The 18904-nt window shown below is 72.1% G+C and carries 15 protein-coding genes; 3 read left to right on the top strand and 12 right to left on the bottom strand.

Going from position 1 to position 18904, the window contains the following annotated elements; genetic code table 11:
- Window position 1 precedes the first annotated feature (1 nt).
- The 5 genes from AB0K08_RS01365 to AB0K08_RS01345 all read right to left on the bottom strand — a co-directional run bounded on the left by AB0K08_RS01365 (window position 2) and on the right by AB0K08_RS01345 (window position 6492).
- Window positions 2–1006: a siderophore-interacting protein gene (locus AB0K08_RS01365; RefSeq protein ID WP_363350896.1), complete on the bottom strand. Its 1005-nt coding sequence runs from the start codon at window positions 1004–1006 to the stop codon at window positions 2–4.
- Between the two features lie 46 nt (window positions 1007–1052).
- Window positions 1053–1859 (bottom strand): heme ABC transporter ATP-binding protein, encoded by an 807-nt coding sequence (locus tag AB0K08_RS01360; protein ID WP_363350894.1) that lies wholly within the window; start codon window positions 1857–1859, stop codon window positions 1053–1055.
- Window positions 1860–1882: 23 nt separating this feature from the next.
- Window positions 1883–2896 carry an iron ABC transporter permease gene (locus AB0K08_RS01355; protein ID WP_363350892.1) on the bottom strand — a complete coding sequence of 338 codons (1014 nt, stop codon included), beginning with the start codon at window positions 2894–2896 and terminating at the stop codon, window positions 1883–1885.
- 98 nt (window positions 2897–2994) lie between these two features.
- A complete protein-coding gene (locus AB0K08_RS01350; RefSeq protein WP_363350890.1) occupies window positions 2995–4236 on the bottom strand; it encodes an ABC transporter substrate-binding protein in 1242 nt (413 codons plus the stop codon).
- Window positions 4237–4299: 63 nt separating this feature from the next.
- A complete protein-coding gene (locus AB0K08_RS01345) occupies window positions 4300–6492 on the bottom strand; it encodes an HtaA domain-containing protein (protein ID WP_363350888.1) in 2193 nt (730 codons plus the stop codon).
- 210 nt (window positions 6493–6702) lie between these two features.
- Here AB0K08_RS01345 and AB0K08_RS01340 point away from each other — a divergent pair, with 210 nt between their 5' ends.
- Window positions 6703–7377 carry a biliverdin-producing heme oxygenase gene (locus tag AB0K08_RS01340; protein ID WP_363350886.1) on the top strand — a complete coding sequence of 225 codons (675 nt, stop codon included), beginning with the start codon at window positions 6703–6705 and terminating at the stop codon, window positions 7375–7377.
- A gap of 13 nt (window positions 7378–7390) precedes the next feature.
- Here AB0K08_RS01340 and AB0K08_RS01335 read toward each other — a convergent pair whose 3' ends face one another.
- Both AB0K08_RS01335 and AB0K08_RS01330 read right to left on the bottom strand, forming a co-directional pair.
- Window positions 7391–8245 carry a siderophore-interacting protein gene (locus AB0K08_RS01335; protein WP_363350884.1) on the bottom strand — a complete coding sequence of 285 codons (855 nt, stop codon included), beginning with the start codon at window positions 8243–8245 and terminating at the stop codon, window positions 7391–7393.
- A 105-nt stretch (window positions 8246–8350) separates the two neighbouring features.
- The gene (locus AB0K08_RS01330) at window positions 8351–10720 is read right to left on the bottom strand and encodes a LuxR C-terminal-related transcriptional regulator (RefSeq protein ID WP_363350882.1); all 2370 of its coding nucleotides are present in this window, start codon (window positions 10718–10720) and stop codon (window positions 8351–8353) included.
- 206 nt (window positions 10721–10926) lie between these two features.
- On the opposite strand from AB0K08_RS01330, the gene AB0K08_RS01325 reads away from it, so the two are divergent.
- Window positions 10927–11073 (top strand): hypothetical protein, encoded by a 147-nt coding sequence (locus AB0K08_RS01325; RefSeq protein ID WP_363350880.1) that lies wholly within the window; start codon window positions 10927–10929, stop codon window positions 11071–11073.
- 62 nt (window positions 11074–11135) lie between these two features.
- Here AB0K08_RS01325 and AB0K08_RS01320 read toward each other — a convergent pair whose 3' ends face one another.
- Complete coding sequence (locus AB0K08_RS01320) at window positions 11136–11540, bottom strand: hypothetical protein (RefSeq protein WP_363350878.1); 405 nt, start codon at window positions 11538–11540, stop codon at window positions 11136–11138.
- A 259-nt stretch (window positions 11541–11799) separates the two neighbouring features.
- Between AB0K08_RS01320 and AB0K08_RS01315 the strand changes: the two genes are divergently transcribed.
- The gene (locus tag AB0K08_RS01315) at window positions 11800–13224 is read left to right on the top strand and encodes a DHA2 family efflux MFS transporter permease subunit (RefSeq protein ID WP_363351828.1); all 1425 of its coding nucleotides are present in this window, start codon (window positions 11800–11802) and stop codon (window positions 13222–13224) included.
- A gap of 100 nt (window positions 13225–13324) precedes the next feature.
- On the opposite strand, the gene AB0K08_RS01310 is transcribed toward AB0K08_RS01315, so the two are convergent.
- From AB0K08_RS01310 to AB0K08_RS01295, 4 genes are read right to left on the bottom strand one after another with little or no spacing between them, the layout of a single operon-like run.
- The gene (locus AB0K08_RS01310) at window positions 13325–15283 is read right to left on the bottom strand and encodes a TIM barrel protein (protein ID WP_363350873.1); all 1959 of its coding nucleotides are present in this window, start codon (window positions 15281–15283) and stop codon (window positions 13325–13327) included.
- A gap of 21 nt (window positions 15284–15304) precedes the next feature.
- A complete protein-coding gene (locus AB0K08_RS01305; RefSeq protein WP_363350871.1) occupies window positions 15305–16192 on the bottom strand; it encodes a shikimate dehydrogenase in 888 nt (295 codons plus the stop codon).
- Window positions 16189–18003: an FAD-dependent oxidoreductase gene (locus tag AB0K08_RS01300; RefSeq protein WP_363350869.1), complete on the bottom strand. Its 1815-nt coding sequence runs from the start codon at window positions 18001–18003 to the stop codon at window positions 16189–16191. The genes AB0K08_RS01305 and AB0K08_RS01300 overlap by 4 nt, the downstream gene beginning before the upstream one ends.
- The gene (locus AB0K08_RS01295; RefSeq protein ID WP_363350867.1) at window positions 18000–18893 is read right to left on the bottom strand and encodes a TIM barrel protein; all 894 of its coding nucleotides are present in this window, start codon (window positions 18891–18893) and stop codon (window positions 18000–18002) included. Before AB0K08_RS01295 ends, AB0K08_RS01300 begins: the two co-directional genes overlap by 4 nt.
- Window positions 18894–18904: the final 11 nt, after the last annotated feature.

Here is an 18904-nt window from a genome sequence, read left to right as displayed (position 1 = left end):
CTCAGGCGTCAGCCGTGCCATACGTCCAGTAGGAGGACAGGGACAGCATCTTCCGGTCCACGCCGCGGTCCTCGGTCAGATGCCGGCGCAACCGCTTGACCATGGCCTTCTCCCCGTGGACGAAGGCATGCACGCGCCCGGCCGGCCACTCCTCGCGTCCGATCGACTCCACGGCTGCGGCCAGCCCCGAGCGGGCCGGCGCGTAGTCCCCGCCGCGGTGCAGCCAGGTCACGTCCACGCCCGCCGGTGCGGTCAGCTCCCACTCGTCCTGCGGGCCGCCCACCTCGATGACAGCCTTCCCGACGGCGGCCGGGGCCTTCTCCGCCAGCTCGGCCAGGGCGGCGGAGATCGCCGGCAGCGCCGACTCGTCCCCGACCATCAGGTGCGCCTCCGCCGTGGTGTCCGGGGCGTACTTGCCACCGGGTCCGGCGAAGGCCACCTTCTCGCCCACCACCGCGCGCGCGGCCCAGGGCCCGGCCACGCCGGCGTCCCCGTGCAGCACCACGTCGATCACGAGGGTCTGGGCCGCGCCGTCCACCGAGTGCACCGTGTAGGTCCGGCGGACGGGGCGCTGGTGCTTCGGCAGCTCCTTGCGCAGGGCCTGCACGTCATAGGGCGGTTCCAGGCCCAGTGCCGGGTCCACGAAGAGGATCTTCACGTACTTGTCCGTGAAACGGTTGTCCCGGAAGTCGGCGAAGCCCGGGCCGCCGAGGGTGATCCGCTGGAAGTGCTCCCCGATCCGCTCGGTGGCCACCACCTCCAGCACCACCTGCCGGCGCTTGCCGCGTTCCATCGAGCGGTCCATGGAGTCGCGGGACTCCACCGGCCCCAGGGCGCCGAGGGCGCGCTGACCGGACCCGTGCTGGTCACGCATCCGGGCGGCCTTCAGTGCGTACTTCGCGGCCTTGTACTCATACTTGGCCACGGAATACTGCTCGCGGGCCGCGCGGTAACGCTCGTAGGCCTCGTCCGTGGCGGGTGTGCTGGCGTGGTGTTTGCTGCCCATGGATCCTTCCGGTGGCACCGCCATGGACCGGCGGTGTCTCTCCCCTTCAGCGTACGGTCCGCGCGGAGGCGCCGATAGGCATCACGGGCCCCTCGGAGCCCTCGTCCCGGGGTGCGGCCGGTCGGCGCGCGGGCATCACCCGCCGCACCCCGTGGAGGTCGAACACCTCGATCGGCGTCCCGTAGACGCCGCTCAGCAGTTCGGCGGTGCACACCTGCTCCGGGGTGCCGTCCGCCACCACCTTCCCGTGGTCCAGCAGGACCACCCGGTCCCCGTACACGGCCGCGGAGTCCAGGTCATGGAGCACCACGGCCACCGCGTGGCCCGCCGCCGCCAGCTCGCGGCACAACGCGAGGGTCCGCTCCTGGTGGGCGATGTCCATGGCGGAGACCGGCTCGTCCAGCAGCACGGCCCTGCCCTCCTGGGCCAGCACCCGGGCCAGGGCGGTGCGCTGGCGCTCACCGCCGGAGACCACGGTGACGGTCCGGTCCTGGAGGTGTTCGATCTCCACCGCGGCGACGGCACCGTCCACCGCCTCCTCGTCCCGGTCCGCCTGCTCGGTGCGGCGCCAGGCGTTGCGTCCCATCTGCACCACCTCGCGCACGGAGAACGGGAAGGACACCGTGGAGTCCTGCACCATGACGGCCCGCTCGCGGGCGGCCGCCTGGGGCTTCCACTCGGCCACCGGCGTGCCGTTCAGCGTCACGGATCCCCGGCTGGGGGTGATGTCCCCGGAGAGCACGGAGAAGAGCGTGGACTTGCCGGCCCCGTTCGGGCCGATCACCACGGTCACCTCTCCGGGCCGCAGCTCCACGTCCACACCGTGCAGGATCGGGCGGGCGTTGATCTCCACGTGGACTCCTTGGGCGCGCAGCATCACAGGGCCCCCTGCTTCTTGAGCGACTGCCGCAGCAGGATGAAGAACACCGGTCCGCCGACCACGGCGGTGAAGATCCCGATCGGCATGTCCGCGAAGGGGATGATGGTGCGCGCGGCCACGTCCGCCAGGGACAGCAGCACCGCCCCGCCGAGCGCGGAGAGCGGGATCAGCCCCCGGTGGGACGGCCCGATCACCAGGCGCAGGGCATGCGGCACCACGAGGCCCACGAAGCTGATGAGCCCGGCGTAGGCCACGGCGGCCGAGGTCAGCACGGCCACCGCGACGATGGACACCACGCGCAGCCGGCCCACGTTCACGCCGGCGTGCTGGGCGGGCCGCTCGCCGAGGGCCAGCAGGTCCAGTTGACCGCGCAGGCCCACGGCCACCACGACGCCCAGCAGGAACACCACCCCGGCGGTGGCCACGGCGGTCCAGGTGGCGCCGTTGAGCGAGCCCATCTGCCAGAACACGATCTGCTCGCGGCTGGCGGTGTCCCCGAGGAACACGAGGAAGGACATGATGGCCCCGGCCACCGCGTTCACGGCGATCCCGGTCAGCACAAGCGTCAGGACCATGGCCTGGTTGCCGGAGCGGGCCAGCAGGTAGACCAGCCAGGTGACGAGCAGCCCGCCGAGGAAGGCGGCCACCGGCAGCACCCAGCCGCCCACGGCGGTCAGCCCGAAGACGATGACCACGCAGGCGCCCACGGCTGCACCGGAGCTGACGCCGATGATCCCGGGCTCGGCCAGCGGGTTGCTGAAGACCCCCTGCATCAGGGCCCCGGCCACGCCGAGGGAGGCCCCCACCACCACGCCGAGCAGCAGCCGGGGGAAGCGGATGTTCCACAGGGTGGAGTCCACCAGCACCTGGTCCGGGTCCGCGGCCGCCGCTCCGGTGATCCCGCGCCAGACGGATCCGAGGACCTCGTCCGGCGTGGTGGGGAACTGCCCCGCGCCGGCGGAGAGCACCAGCACGGCGGCCAGCAGCACCGCCAGCACCGCACTGGTCACCGCGGTCCGCAGGCCCGTTCGGGAAGCCTGCCGCCGCCGGGGGCGCCGCGGCTCACCCACGGCCGGGGCCGTCGTCGTCCCGGGCCTCTCCAGCAGCGTCACTGCAGGCCCTCCGGGTTGTACACGGCCTCGGCGAGGGAGACCAGTGACTGCGGCGTCTGGGGTCCGAAGGACATCAGCTGTCCGTCCGGCGCGTCCACGATCCGCCGCCGCTGCCCGGCGGTGGTCTGGGCCACGCCGGGCCGTTCCAGCAGCCCGGCCAGGCCGCCGGTGGACTCCAGGCCGTGGGTCATCACGAGGATGACCTCCGGGTTCAGGGCCGCCAGGGCCTCGGCGTTGGCGGGCCGGGTGCCGGTGATCCCGGCCTCCTCGGCGGCGTTGAGCGCGCCGACGCTCTCCACCACGTCCCCGCCGGAGTCGCTGCCCATGACGAAGAAGATCCCGGCGGTGCCGCGTACGTAGAGGATGGCGGCGCTGATCCGGGCCGCCTCCTCGTCCGGGACCAGGGCGTCGATCCGGGCCTGGGCGGCGTCCATCTCCTCGGCGTAGCGCGCTGTCAGCGCCTCGCCGGATGCCGGGACGCCCAGCGCCCCGGCCACCTGGGCCATCATGTCCTCGTTGGTGTCGATGCTGCGGTCGGGGCTGAACATCACCAGGGTGACGCCGGCGGAGCGCAGCTGCTCGTAGACCTCGGGCGGACCCAGCGTGCTGTCCGCGAGGACCACCGTGGGGCGCAGGGACAGGATGGCCTCGGCGTTGAGGTCGTGCCCGCCGGTGGTGACCAGCGGCAGGTCCGCCATGGACTCCGCGGTGTCCGAGGAGGTCCGTCCCACCAGCTGCTCCCCCAGGCCGAGCCCGGTCACGATGTCGGCGAGGGTCCCGTAGAGATCCAGGGCGAGGATCCGGCCCGTGTCCTCGATCGTGACCTCCCGGCCCTCGTGGTCCGTGACGGTGACGGGCAGCTCGGGGGCCTGGGGCGCCTCGATCGGCACGATGTCAGCGACCGTCTGCGCCGTGGAGGGGCCCTCGATCTCGGCGGGGTCGGGCAGGTCCAGGGCCTCGGCGGGAGTCCCTGCCTCAGTCTCGGCCGAGGCCGGTGAGGTAGCGGCGGGTGAGGTGGCGGCCGCGGGGCTCGAGGCGGCCTGCTCGGCCCCGGCGGCACCGCACCCGGCCAGGGCCACGCTGACGGCCAGCAACGCAGCGGTCAGGACCCCGGTCAGGGGACGACGGCGGCCGGCCGGCCGCGCGGTCGCGGTCCGGTTCGCGGCGGGGCCGGGAGACGTGGGCCCGGGAGGCGTGGGCTGGGGAGGTGCGGGCGTGGGGGTGCGCGTGAGGCTCATGTGGAAGTCCTAGGCCGGGCCCCGGAGGTCTCCGGGGCCCGGCCGTCTCGAGGTGGATAGGGATCAGGCCACGTGGCTGCCGGTCTTGCGGCGGGCGATGACCAGCGCCAGGGCGCCCAGGGCGAGCAGCCCCCCGCCGGCGGCCAGCAGACCCGTGGTCTCGGCACCCGTCGAGGCCAGCTCGACGGAGCCCGGCTGCTGACCGGTGGCGTACTTGCCGGTGCCGTCCTTGACCAGCACCTGCTGACAGTCCGTCCCCTCGCCCAACGGCAGGGTCAGGCTGATCGGGTCCAGGGCCGCGCCGGCCTCGTAGAAGCCCGCGAAGGCCTCGGCGCCGGCCGCCGTCAGGGTGGCCCCGGCACCGCTGAGTGCGACGCGGTTCTCGCTGACTGTCAGCCCCGCGGGGTTGACGGTGGCGAAGGTGACGTTGTTGCGGCTGAAGCCGTCACCCTCCACGGAGGACGAGGTCACGTCCGCCACGATCACCGCGGAGGAGGGGCTGGACTGCTGGTATCGGAGGTTGGACAGGTGCAGGTCCAGCACACCGTCGTGGCCGGAGAAGTGCACCGAGCCGCCGAAGGCGACGGTGCCGGTCCGGGAGTCCTTGGCGTAGGTGCCGTTGCCGCCGCCGAAGGCGAAGGCGCTGCCCTGGTAGGACGCCCCGCCGCCGAGGGTCCAGCCGCCCTGGGCGATGCCGCCCCGGATGTAGTTGCGGAACGAGGACTTGATGCCCCAGTTCAGGCTGGCCCCGGATACCTCGTTGGCGGCGCAGACAGTCTCGTAGACCGGCTTGGTGTCCTCGCCGGAGGTGTTCTGGTTGCCGTTGCCGGAGGTGCTCTGATTGCCGGTGCCGGAACCGTTGTCGTTGCCGGAACCGTTGCCGGACGTCGGGTTCGGGGCGGCGGGGCTGGACGGCGCCGGAGCGTTGCCCCCGTCCGAACCGGTGCCCTCGGAGGGAGCGCTGTCGGAGAGCCGGACGATGACGTCCTGGGAGGTGTCCGTGCGGCCCTGACCATGGGCCCTGGAGGTGTACACGGCGTAGTCCGAGGCCGCGGCGCCGGAGGGCAGCGTCTGGGTCAGGGAGAAGGAGCCGTCGGCATTGAGCCGGGCGGTCCGGCCCATGTCGATCTCGCCGTCCGTGTACTGGGTCGCGACGGCCACCGTCTGGCCGTCCACGAGCACACCCGCGGACGAGGCTGCGTAGAAGCCGGACTGTCCGGCCTTGCCGAGACCCACATAGATGCCGGGAGCCGCGGTGGAGAAGCCGGTGCCCCGGACGGTGATCTTCCCATCGGACGGCGCCGTGACGCTGACCCGGGGGCCACCGGTGGCAGGGGTGGACGGCGAGCTGGAGGGCTCATCCGTCGGGGTCGGGGTGGGCGTCGGCGTGGGCGTCGGCGCCGGGGCGGACGGCTCATCCGTCGGGGTCGGCGTCGGGGTGGGCGTCGGGGCGAAGGTGAGCTCCACGCTCGCATCCTGCGAGGTGTCGGCCATCCCCTGGCCGTGTGCCTTGGAGGCGAACACGGAGTAGGAGGTGCCGTCCCCCGCCGGTGCGGTGACGGTGGCGGTGAAGGCGCCCCCGGCGGAGATCCGCGCGGCGGGGACGTAGACGGTGTCGGCCTGGGTGATGGCCCCCGAGCCGGAGGCGGCGTAGAAGCCGCCCGCCGAGGTCGGCGCGGCACCGAGGTAGACCCCGGGGCCCTCGGTGGAGAAGTTGGCGCCCGTCACCGTGATCTCGCCGCCGCCGGCGGGGACCTCCGTGGCGCTCAGCACCGGCGGCTCGGCCGGTGCCGGTGCGGCGTAGGTGATGGGCGTGGTCGTGTTCTGGGACGGATCGGCGAAGCCCTGGCCGTGGGCCTTGGAGGTGTAGGCGGCCAGGCCGTCCTCGGGTTCCTCCAGGAGGGTGGTGGTGAAGGTGAAGGTGCCGTCCGCCTGCATCCGCTCGGTCCGGCCCTGGGGCGAGTCGCCCGCCTCGGCAGTCGGGCTGATGTAGACGGTCTGGTCCTCCAGCAGGCTGGCGCTGCCCTGGTAGAAGCCGGCCAGCCCCTGCGGGCCGATGCCCAGGTAGATGCCGGGGCCATCGGCCGCGAAACCGGCGCCTGAGACGGTGACCTGACCGCCGCCGTCGGGCACCTCGGTGATGGAGACGGTGGGGGCGGCGCTGGCGGGCAGTGCGGTGAGCCCGATGGAGGCGAGGAGCACTGCGGTGGCCATGGCCACCCAGCGCAGTGCGCGCCGGTAAAGGGGGGTCTTCATGGAGTCCTCTCCGTGGGGCGGCCCGCACACGTGGCGCGGACCACCCAAAGGTGCTGGTCAGATGGGGGCCAGGTGCATTACCTGATGGCAATGTGATGCAATCGGCTATCGTTAAGGTAAGCCTTGCCTAACAGAATCACAACTTTTCTGCGAAGATGACGTCCATCACGTGGCGCGCCCCCGCGCCAGCACCATCCGAAAGGGCATTCCATGACCGATACCCCTGCGCCGACCCTGTCCGCGCGCGTCCGCGAGCTGACCCGCGCCGACCACCAGGAGGCGGAGACCGCCACCTTCATCTCCGACCTGATGGGCGGGCGCCGCTCCGGCACGGACTACGCCCTGCTGCTCTCGCAGTATGAGCACATCTACCACCAGTTGGAGGACTCGGTGGCCCTGGCCCGGGTCACCTCACCGGCACCCGTGGCGGACCTGTTCGATCCCGCCCTGGAGCGCGCGCCCTTCATCCGGCGGGACCTGGCCACCCTCCTGCCGGCCACCGGCCTGGACGAGGCACCCGCCGAGCTGCCGGCCACCCGCGCCTACGTGCTGCGGATCGCCGCAGTGGAGCACGACCACGCCCGGCTGGCCGCCCACCACTACCTGCGCTATCTCGGGGACCTCTCCGGCGGGCAGGCGATCGGCCGGATGGTCTCGCGCCACTATGGGCTGACCGAGGAGCATCTGTCCATGTACCGGTTCGCCGGCATCGAGAAGCCCAAGGTCTACAAGGACGGCTACCGCCTGAAGCTGGACTCCCTCGAGCTCACGCCCGAGCAGGAGGAGGCGTTCATCGAGGAGGCGGGGCTGGGCTTCCAGCACAACAAGGCCGTCTTCCAGGAACTCGACGTCCTCTCGCGCCAACGGGACGGCGCCGTGGCCTGACCGGCCGCCGGGCTCAGGCCTCGGGGAAGATCTGCCCGATGGGCTCGCTCTTCTCCGCCTGGAACGCCTCCTCGGCGCGCCCGTAGGCCCAGTACGCGGACAGGGACATGCTCTTGCGGTCCACACCGCGGACATCGGAGAGGTACCGGCGCAGGTCCTTGACCATCTCCCGCTCCCCGTGCGCGAAGACCTGGACGGAACCCTCACGCCAGGGCGTCTCGATGACCGCGTGGGCCAGCTTCGTGGATTCCGGGCTGAAGATGTCGCCGCGGTGCAGCCACCGCACCTCGATGCCCTCCGGGGCGCTCAGCGGGATCTCATCCTCGGGCCCGGCGACCTCGATGATCGCGATGCCTGAGGCGGACCCAGGCATCGCCTCCAAGGCCGAGGCGATCGCGGGTATGGCGGACTCGTCCCCGGCCAGCAGGTGCCAGTCGACCTCGGGGTCCGGGTTGAACATCCCGCCGGGCCCGCCGAAGGTCACGGGGTCCCCGACCTGCGCCTGGGCGGCCCAGGGACCGGCGAGGCCCTGCTCGCCGTGCACCACGAAGTCGACCGTGAGGGTGCCGGCCTCCTGGTCCACGGCCCGCACCGTGTAGGTGCGGCGCACGGGCATCTTCTCCGGGGGCAGCGTCTCGCGCAGCTGCTCCATGTCATAGGGCATGGACAGGCCCAGGGCCGGGTCCGCGAACATGAGCTTGATGTACTTGTCCGTGGCGTCCCGGTCCTGGTAGACCTCGAAACCCGGACCGCCCAGGGTCAGGCGCACCAGGTGCGCGCTGAGCCGTTCGGTGGCCACGACCTCCATCAGCACCGGCGGCTTGGGCTGACGCGGCGGACGCGAACGGACGGGTACTGGCGCTGACATGCGGACCTCTCTCGGGTGGACTGCACAGTTCCTTCGACATTACGTCATTTGCCGCTTGCGCAATACTCCGGCGACCTCCCGCGACCACACCCCACGGGCCGGCGGCTACCCCCGGCCGCCCTCGACCCACGCTGCGATCTGGGCCCGTGAGGTGAAATCGAGCTTGGACAGGATGCGCTCCACGTGGCCGTCGATCGTCCGGGGCGAGACCACGAGCTTCTGGGCGATCATCCGGTTGGTCATCCCCTGGGTCACGTAGCCGGCCACCTCGTTCTCCTTCGGCGTGAGCGGGTTGGGGACCGCGTCCGTGCCGTCCGGCGCAACACCGCACGACGGCGGCGGCTCACCCAGCCCGATCGCGATCACCTGCTCGGCGGTGGCCCCGGAGGCCTCCCGCAGGGCGTTGGAGGGCTTCCCGGCGCGCCGAGGCGGGCGGCCGCGGGCGGCCTCCGATTCCAGCTGCGGCCCGAAGGCGGAGATGTCGGTGCCCAGGGAGCGCCACATGGACCCGGCCGCGGCAGACAGCACCTCAGCCCGTTCGGAACGGACGCCCCCGGCATCGGCCTGTTCAATCCAGGACAGCAGGTCCGCCACCAGGGCGATGGTGATGGTGTCGTGGAAGATCCGTTGGACCTGAAGGGCCGCCATCGCGGCCGCCCGGGCCTCGGCCAGATCGCCCTGGTGCCAGTGGCACAGGCCGCAGACCCACTGGACGTAGCCGGTGGACCAGAGCTCCCCCTGTGACTCGGCGGTGGCCAGGGCGTCGTGGCAGGTGGCCAGCGAGGACTCCGGATCTCCGCGCATCACCTGGGCCATGCCCAGCTGGAACTGCGCGGTCAGCTGGTCGCCGATCATCCCCCGCACCCGGAAATCGTCCACGGCATGCCGGTAGAGGCCGATCGCCTCGTCCAGCTCGCCCCGGAACATGTGCACGTTGGCGGTCCAGGTCCGCACGTGGTTGCCCAACTCTGGGTCACCGAGGGTGGCGGCGAGCGCCCGGGCCTCGTCCAGGGCGGACGCAGCCGCGTCGGTGTCGCCCTGGATGAGCGCCACCCAGGCGAGGACCGTGAGCGCGAAGCCGCGCTCCGGCGTCGTGGTCTTCCCGTGTTCCCCGGTCCGGGCCAGCACGCGGTCCAGCCATTCGCGGCCATCGGCCAGGAACCCGCCGGCGATCCAGTGGTATTTCAGGAAGGCGCCGAGCTTCAGGGCCGCCGGCTCCTCCCCCGGGGTGGCCAGGGACCAGTCCAGGGCGGAGAGCAGGTTGGCGTGGTCATCGCGGGAGCGGCCGAGGCGGCCGGCCTGATCGGGTCCGGCCCAGGTCTCGACCATCACCACGGCCCGCTCCAGGTAGTGGTCCCGGTGCCGCCGGCGCAGTCGGTCCGCCTCGGTCGCGCTGCCGCCGGCCGAGTGCTCCTCCGCCAGCCGTTCCGCCGCGAACTCGCGGACGGTCATCAACTGCCGGTACCGCATCCGGGTGGCCGAGCGTTTGGTCTGCACCACCGACTTGGCCACGAGCCGGTCCAGGACGTCCAGCACGGCTCCGGGTTCCAGGCCGTCCCCGCTGCAGACATCCTCGGCCGCCTCGAGGTCGAAGCCGCCCTGGAACACCGAGAGTCGCTTCCACAGCAGCTGCTCCTCCGCAGCACACAACTGGTAACTCCAGTCGATCAGGGACTCCAGGGTCTGCTGCCGCGGCACCGACCCCCGCCCGCCCCGATTGAGCAGGGTGAATCGCTGGTCCAGGCGTTCGGCGAGCTGGTGGACGCTGAGCGAGCGCAGCCGGGTGGCCGCCAGTTCGATGGCCAGCGGCATGCCGTCCAGCTGGGTGCAGATCCGGGTCACGGCCTGGCGGTTGTCCTCGGTGACGGCGAAGTCCGGGACCACGGTCCGCGCCCGCTCGACGAGCAGGGTCGCCGATTCGAGCCGTCCCAGGCTCAGCGCGTCGAGTCCCCCGCCCTCATCGTCCTCATCCGGAACGGCCAGCGGCGGGACCTCGGTGATGAACTCGCCGGCCAGCCCGAGCGGCTCCCGGCCGGTGGCCAGGACGTTCACCCCCGGCGCCTCGGCGAGGATCAGCTGCACCAGCTCCGCCGCGTCAGCGAGGACGTGTTCACAGTTGTCCAAAACCATCAGGAGCTCGCGGTCCCGCAGGAAGTCCAGGACGCGGTCGGTCGCGGCCCGGGCCGATTGGTCCGGCACCTGGAGGAACAGGGCCACGGCGGGGGCGACGGCGGCGCCGGCCGGCTGGTTGGCCAGCTCGACGAAGTAGACCCCGTCCCGGAACGACTTGCGGGCCCGATGGGCGAGTTCGGCGGCCAGCCGGGTCTTGCCGATCCCGCCGGGGCCCGTCAAGGTCACGAGGCGCGATTGGGCCATCCGTGCCCTGGCTTCGGCCAGCTCGCCGCGGCGCCCGATGAAGCTGGTCAGCGCGGTCAACCCGGTCACAGCACCGTTGCCTGCCTTGGTCACGACCATGGACCGCTTCCCTTCGCCCCCATCACCGTTGGTGGCCACACCTTACGGGCAGTGAAGCGGGTAATTCCACCCATAGGACCCCGGATATCCCTGGCTGCGTACAGACGGGTAGCCGAGGGGGTAGTTCTCACGGTGTGGGCCCGCCGGGAACAGTCCACTGTTGAATCACCGCTCGTCCAGCACGGCAGGAAGGCCCGGTGAACCCCATGACCAGCGTGAACCTTGCTGAAGCCACCGAGATCCCCACGGATCGGATCCTCCGCGCCTACGAGGACGTCCTGCTGGAGGCCGGCTACGACCCCGCCGAGGATCAGCCCACGGCCTTCGCCACGGTGCCATCCCTGGACGGCTGAGCCGCCCCACAGATTCCGCCGGGCCGGTCAGCGGCGCAGGCCCCCGGCCCGGCGGAGACCACTCATCCCCCCGCCGGCTCCCCCGCTGGCTCCCCCGCTGATCCTCCGACCGCGATTTCGCGCAGGGTCCCCGGCGCCGGGAACGGCAGGTGGAAGACCTCGGCCCGGGCGCCCACGGCAGTGGCGGCGCCGTACTCATCGGCGACGACCACGATGCCGTCCGGGCTGGCCTGGCTGATCCGCACGGGCCGCTCGCCGCCCTCGGGCGAGCGCAGCAGGTGACGTTCGGCGAGGAAGGCGAGGCCCCGCTCCTCGAGCGCCTCCTCCGCCTCGAGCCAGTCCACCGGCCCGCCCACCGGGCGGCCGAGGATGTCCACGGGACGGAACCGGCCGCCGTCGGGCACGATCCAGCCGAGCCGCTCGCCGTCCTCGCGGCGGTGCTCGATCCACTCCCCGGGTACGCTCATGCGGCCGAGGCTAGCACCGGGCGGAAACGGGGCGTGACGAACGCCTCGGGCGTCGCGCAGGATCGGATGAGCGGTTGACCCGGGAATACGGGCACACTGTACGAGGTTGGACTACCGGAGCCCACCGGCTCCCGCTGTCGTGTCAGAGAGGAATGCCGTGTCTGCATCGGCTGCCGAACGCCCCACCGCCGGACCCGGCGGAAACGCCCCCCAGGCCCCGAAAGCTGCGGAACCGACCGTTCCCGCCGGCGCCACCCGGGTGATCGCCCTGCTCGTGGTCGCCGCCTTCGTGGTGATCCTGAACGAGACCGTGATGTCCGTGGCGCTGCCGGAACTGATGGGTGAGTTCGCCATCAGCGCCTCCACCGCGCAGTGGATCACCACGGCCTTCATGCTGACCATGGCCGCCGTCATCCCGGTCAGCGGCTACCTGCTGACCCGGCTGCCGCTGCGCACCGTGTTCCTGATCGCGATGACGAGCTTCCTGCTGGGCACCCTGCTGGCCGCCCTGGCCCCCACGTTCCCGGTGCTCGTGGCCGGCCGCGTGGTCCAGGCCGTCGGCACCGCCATCATGATGCCGCTGCTGTTCACCACGGTGCTCAACCTGGTGCCCGCCAGCCGCCGCGGCCGCACCATGGGCGTGATCTCCATCGTCATCGCGGTGGCCCCGGCCACCGGACCCACCCTCGGCGGCGTCATCCTGGACGCCCTGGACTGGCGCTGGATGTTCTGGATCATGCTGCCCATCGCCGCGCTCGCCCTGATCCTCGGCGCCACCATGATCCGCAACGTCACCGAGACCCGAGACCTCCCCCTGGACGTGCTCTCCGTCATCCTGGCCGCCCTCGGCTTCGCCGGTCTGGTCTTCGGCCTGAGCAGCATCGGCTCCGCCGCGGAGGGCAACGCCCTGGTGGCGCCGTGGATTCCCCTGACCGTGGGCGTGCTGTCCCTGGCGGTGTTCACGTGGCGCCAGCTCGGGCTGCGGGACCACGCCCTGCTGGACGTCCGGGCCTTCGGCACCCCCACCTTCACGATCTCGCTGGTCATGATGTGCATCGGCATGATGGGCATGTTCGGCACCCTGATCGTGCTGCCGATCTACCTGCAGTCCGTGCTGGGCCTGGACGCCATGCACACCGGCCTGACGTTGCTGCCCGGCGGCCTGCTGATGGGCGTCATGGGCCTGATCGTCGGCCGGCTCTTCGACCGGGTCGGTGCCCGCCCCCTCGTGATCCCGGGCACCGCCGTGGTGGCCACCGCCCTGTGGGGCATGACCACCCTGACCGGGGACAGCGCCCAGAGCACGGTCATCGCCTGGCACATGCTCCTCAACGGCGGGCTGTCCTTCATGTTCTCCCCGCTCATGACGGCGGCCCTGGGCTCCCTGCCCCGCCGGCTGTACTCGCACGGCTCGGCCATCCTGTCCACGCTCCAGCAGGTGGCGGGCGCGGCCGGCACCGCGGTGTTCATCACGGTGATGACGACGGCGACCCTCGCCGGCGCGGCCAGCGGCGCCGTTCCCGGGGCGGCCCTGATGACGGGCATCCACAACGCCATGGTCTGGGGCGCCGTGATCTCCCTGGTGGCCTTCGCCGGGTCCTTCTTCGTGAAGTCCGTCCCCGCCGACGAGGAGCCGGACGTCCTGGCGGGGGAACGCAGCCCGGAGGACGCCCCGGTCCACTGACGCCCGAACCCGAATCTGGAGGTCGAAAGCGGCCCGTTTACTGGTGAGTAACCACGTAAAACGGGGCGCTTTCGACCTCCAGTTGTATCCGGGGTGGGGGCTATTGGCGGTCGAGGTCGTACTGGGCGGCCAGCCGGACCGGGGCGGAGCCGGCGCCGTAGCCCTCGTAGCCGCCGCGGCGCTCCACCACCTCGAAGAACACCGTGCCCACGGTCCGGGTGTAGAAGTGCAGGAACTCCCCGCCCTCGTCCCGGTCGTACATCACGTCGTTGCGCTGCAGCTCGGCCAGGAAGTCCCCGTCCAGGTCGAAGCGGGCGGCCAGGTCCTCGTAGTAGTTCGAGGGCACCGGCAGCATCCGCAGGCCGCGGCCCCGGGCCCGCCGCGCCACCTCGACGGCGTCCGTGGCCAGGAACGCCACGTGCTGCGGGTAGGCGGCCTTCAGACGCAGCTCGTCACGGTCCACGTGGCCGCTCAGGGGCCGCGCCTCCGCGGAGCGTCCCGGGTCCAGCCCGTGCGGGATCAGGTTCAGCGGGATGCGCACGGCGCCGTCCGGGGTCCGCATCACCTCGGAGCGCACGAGCCCCTGCGGGGAGGCGACATCGTTGCTGACCTGGGCGGCGAGCCCGAACAGCGAGCGGTAGAACAGCACGCCCTCCTCGAACCACTGCCACGGCTGGGCCAGGTTCACATGGTCGATCCCGAGGATCAGCCCGTCACCCTCCACCCCACCGGGGACGACGTCGGCCGGCCGGGACCCAGCCCCGGCGTCACCGGACGCTGCGCTGCCGGCTGTCCGGCCGGCGTCGTTCCGCCCGTATTCCTCGACCCACTGGGGTGCGGCGGAGGAGGTCGGCGCCAGGAAGACCTCGGTGCCGTCCGGGGCCTGGACGCCGCGCAGGACCATCTCGTCCGCGCGGTTGGCGCGCCACGCCTTCGGGTAGTGCAGGGCTCGAGCGTGGTCCGCGGTGCTGCGGGGATCCGGGACCTGCAGCCCCACGGAGGCGATGACCGACCCCCCGGCATGCTCCAGGGGTGCCTCGACCCGGTCGTTGGTGACCACCCGGGCGTTGCCCGTGGCGAACAGGTGGACGTCCTTGGTGCGGTGGCGGCCGCGGTCCTCGAAGCCCAGCTGGACCAGCACCTCCGCGAGGTCGGCCGGTTCGGCGGCCCGGACCTCGGCGAAGTCCCAGCCGGTGGGGTGGGCGGGGACGTCGCCGGCCTGGGCGTCGTCCAGCCACTGCAGGGACCGCATGGCCTCGCGGGCGGTGCGGACGGACTCGGTCTGGCGGTAGATGTCCGAGAAGACCTCCAGGGACACCGGGCCGGTGTAGCCCGTGGCGTAGAGCTCCCGCATGAAGGTGACCAGGTCGAAGCCGCCCTCGCCGGGGAAGTTGCGGTGGTGCCGGGACCAGGACAGCACGTCCATCAGCATGATGGGGGCGTCGGCCATCTGCACGAAGAAGATCTTCTCCCCCGGGATGTCCCGGAACCCGGTGACGTCGCCGCGGCGGGAGAGGATGTGGAAGGAGTCCAGGCAGAGGCCGAGGTTGGGCCGGTCAGCCTGCTCGACCAGGGACCAGGCGTGCTCGTAGGTGTTGACGAAGCGGCCCCAGGCCAGGGCCTCATAGGCGATGCGGATGTCGTACCCGGCGGCCAGGTCCGCGGCGCGGCGCAGCTGTTCCACCGCCACCGGGTCCTCCCAGCTCGTGGCCGTGCCCACGTTGGAGCACAGCAGGATCACGTCCACCCCGAGGCGCCGCATCAGCTGGAACTTGGCCTCGAGGCGGCCCAGGTTCTGCTGGAACTGCTCCTCGGGCACGCCCTCCAGGTCCCGGAACGGCTGGTAGAGGTCCAGGGTCAGGCCCAGTTCCTCGGCGAGGTCCCGGACCTGTTCCGGGGAGAGCGGGGAGGCCACCAGGTCCGGCTCGAACACCTCGATACCGTGGAATCCGGCCTCCGCCGCGGCCCGCATCTTCTCCTCGAGCGTGCCGGCCAGGCACACCGTGGCGATCGAGGTCTTCTGCATGCGGGTGACACCCGGGGAGGAGATCTGGCTCATGAGCTAACCCTACGTCGCATCTCAGCCCTGGTTCCGGGCCACGAGTTCCAGGAAGTGGCGGCGCACCCGTTCGGGGTCGGCCTGGCGGCCGGTCATCAGCCCGAAGGCGTCCAGGGCCTGCCCCACGGCCATCCGCCCACCGTCCACCACCTGGCAGCCGGCCGCGCGGGCCGCCACCACCAGTTCGGTCTCGACCGGCAGGTAGACCACCTCGGAGACCCACATCTGCGGCCGCAGCCAGGAGGCCTGGACCGGCATCCCGGGATGGGTGTGCATGCCCACCGGGGTGCAGTGGGCCAGGCCGGTGGCGGCGGCCAGGGCGTCCCGCAGGTCCGCGTGCGGGCGGGCCCGCACGACCTGGTCCGGGAACTGCTCCTGCAGCGCGGCCGCGCGGGCCGTGGCGCGGTCCAGGTCCAGGTCGATCAGCGTCAGCCTCTGGGCCCCGGCACGCAGCAGGGCGTACGCGATGGCGGAGCCCGCCCCGCCGGCCCCCAGCTGCACCACCTCGCCCAGGTCCGGTTCGGCGATCGCGCTCTGCAGGCCGGTGATGTACCCGGAGTAGTCGGTGTTGTACCCCACCGAGCGCCCCTCCCGGAACACCACGGTGTTCACGGCCCCGAGGTTGCGGGCGTCCCGGTCCACCTCGTCAAGGTGCGCCATGATGGTCTGCTTGAACGGGTGGGTGATGTTGAAGGCGTTGAAGCCGAGCTCCCGGCCGGCCGCCAGCAGCCGCGGCGCCGCCTGCTGCGCGGCCTCCCCGGCCAGGCCCAGTGCCGCGGTGTCCACGGGGCGGTAGAGGTGGAGCAGTCCGTGCTCGCGCGCCTCCCGCTCGTGCATGGGCGGGGTGAGGGAGGCGGTGATGCCGTCCCCGATCAGCCCGATGAGATAGGACTCGTCCGTGGTGCTCACTGCGTCTCCCCCGAGGTCTGCGAAGGAGTCTCGGCGCCGTCGGGACCATCAGCACCGGCCAGGTGGCGGCCGGCCACGTAGCCGAAGGTCAGGGCGGGGCCCAGGTTGATGCCGCCGGCCGGGTAGTACCCGCGCATGATGGAGGCGTGGTCGTTGCCGGCCGTGTAGAGCCCCTCGATGGGGGCGCCCTGTCCGTCCACCACCCGGGCCCGGGTGTCCGCGGCGATGCCGGCGAAGGTCCCGAAGGAGCCCGGCCGCACGTGCACCGCGTAGAAGGGGCCCTTCTGCAGTGGTGCCAGGGAGGGGTTCGGGCCGACCTCGGGGTCACCGCCGGAGCGGTTGAAGGCCGTGGCGCCCCGGGCGAACGCCGGGTCCTCGCCGCGCCGGGCGTGCTCGTTGAACTCCCGCACGGTCCGGGCCAGCCCCTCCGGGTCGATCCCGCATCTCCGGGCCAGCTCCTCGATCGTGTCCGCCTGCACGAGGTAACCGGTCTTCAGGTAGGGGGTCAGCGGCATCGGGATCGGCTTGGCGAAGCCGAGCGAGTAGCGGCGGATCGCGGTGGAGTCGGCGATCTGCCAGGACTCCACCGCCTCCCCCTCAGCCGTGGCGTCGAGCAGTCCGCTGACGTAGTCGTAGTAGCCGTTGGCCTCGTTGACGAAGCGCCTGCCGTCCTTGCGCACCCCGATGGAGCCCGGCTTGGCTCGGTCCATGATGTGCGGGAACACCCCGTGCCGGTTCCCCGGATAGGGCACGAGGGAGACCGGGCACCAGGCCGCCGGGGAGGCCATGTCCGTGTCGAAGACCCCACCGGAGCCCAGTGCCATCTCCAGCCCGTCGCCGGTGGTCTCCTCCGGGGCCAGGGTCCAGTGCTCGTTGCCCGTGGGGGTCTTGGGGAACAGCTCACGGCGCCGGCCCACATCGTTCGGGAATCCACCGGTCGCCAGCACCACGCCGCGCTGCGCGCGGACGTACCGGCCGCCGTCGGGCCCCCCGATGATGGCACCGGTGACGCGCCCCCCGGCGGAGCGGACCAGCCGCTGCACCGGCGTGTTGACGTGGATCTGGACGCCCAGGTCATCGGCGGACTTCATCAGCCGGCCCGTCAGGGCGGTGCCGTTGACCAGGTGCATCGAACGGCCCCGGGTGACCATGTCCAGCACGTGGGGGACCACCCTCTTGACAGAGTGCACCCAGCCCTCGGGTTTGAACTGGGAGGCCTTGAGGAAGGTGGAGAGGTCCTTGCCGGCCATGATCCCCATCCCGAAGAAGGAGGTGGCGTAGTACTGGCGGCGCATCTTCTTCAGCAGCGACGGGCCGAACTCCCGGGCGTGCACCGGGGCCGGGCCCACCGAGCGGTTGCCGGTGCCGGCGCCGGGCAGATCGCCGTAGATGTCATTGATCTTCGCGCCGGTGACGAACTGCAGGGAGGTCTTGGTGTGGAAGAAGTCGACCATGTGCGGGACGGCCTCGAGGAAGGCGTCGATCTTCTGACCGGCGGCCTCGGTGTAGCGCTCGCCCAGCACGGCCCGCAGATAGGTGCGGAACTGCTCGCGGTCCTCCTCCACGCCCTCGGCCCGGGCCAGGGCGGTGCCCGGCGTCCAGGCCCAGCCGCCGGACCAGCTCGTGGCGCCGCCGCAGACCGGGGCCTTCTCCGCCACCATCACGGCCAGGCCGTGATAGGCCGCCGTCACGGCCGCGGCCAGCCCACCGGCGCCGGAGCCGGCCACGAGGACGTCGGTGTCCACCACGGGGATGCCCAGGGCCAGGGCCTCCTCCTCCGTGAGGGGCTGCTGTGCGGTGGCGTTCGTCATGGGGTCCTCGCTTCTGCGTCGGTTCCGGCCGTGCCTGTGGCGGCCGGCGTGGGATTCTGCTCCAGCAGGCGCACGGCCGAGGAGTGCAGGTGCTCGATCCAGCCGGCGTCCCCGAGCCGGGCCACCGCCTCGCTGTTGGGGGCCTCCACGGAGACGGGGAGCTGGCTTCCGGCGCGCGGGGTCGTGGCGAGCCCCGCCTCCAGGGCGGCCACCACCCCGAGCAGGTCCAGCCCGCCCTCCCCCGGGGCCAGCCGTGCCGAGCGCGACTCCGTGACCAGGGCCTCCCGGGTGGCGGGCCGTTCGGCCGGGGCGTCGCAGAGCTGGACCATCGGCGCCCGGCCCGCCGCCGCGGACAGCTCGGCGGCGGTGGCCCCGAACCGGCCCACGTGCAGGGTGTCCACCACGAGGTCGCAGCCGGCGTGGACCGCGAGCTCGTCTGCCACCGGGATGGACCGGACGCTCTGATAGCTGATGGCCTCGAGGGCCGGGCTGATCCCGTAGGGGCGGCCGTCCTCGGCCATCTGGGCGAGCGTGTCCCGGGCGCGGGAGAGATCCGGGTCACCGCAGGCCACCGTCAGCGATTCAGCGCCGAGGGCCTGGCCCGCCTCGAACATCCGCAGCCAGGCGTCCCGCTGGTCCGTTCCGTCCAGCAGCAGGAACTCGATGTCCCGGACCACCACGCCGGTGTCCGCCATGCGGGAGAGGGTCTCGGCCAGCAGCGGTGAGCCGGGCTGGACGTCGAAGGGGACCTCCGCATCCGTGACGGGACGCACCCGGACGCCCACGAAGTCGAAGCCGGCGTCCGAGGCCAGCTGGACCAGCCGGGGCGGGGCGGCGGAGAGCAGGGACAGTTGGGCCACGCCGAGGAGGCGGCCGGTGGCGGTAGGCATGGTCCCATGTA

Origin of the sequence: Citricoccus sp. NPDC055426 (assembly GCF_040677445.1) — a bacterium.
GTDB lineage: Bacteria > Actinomycetota > Actinomycetes > Actinomycetales > Micrococcaceae > Citricoccus.
Note: the sequence above shows the minus strand (reverse complement) of the source record. Positions and strands in the feature narration are given on the sequence as shown.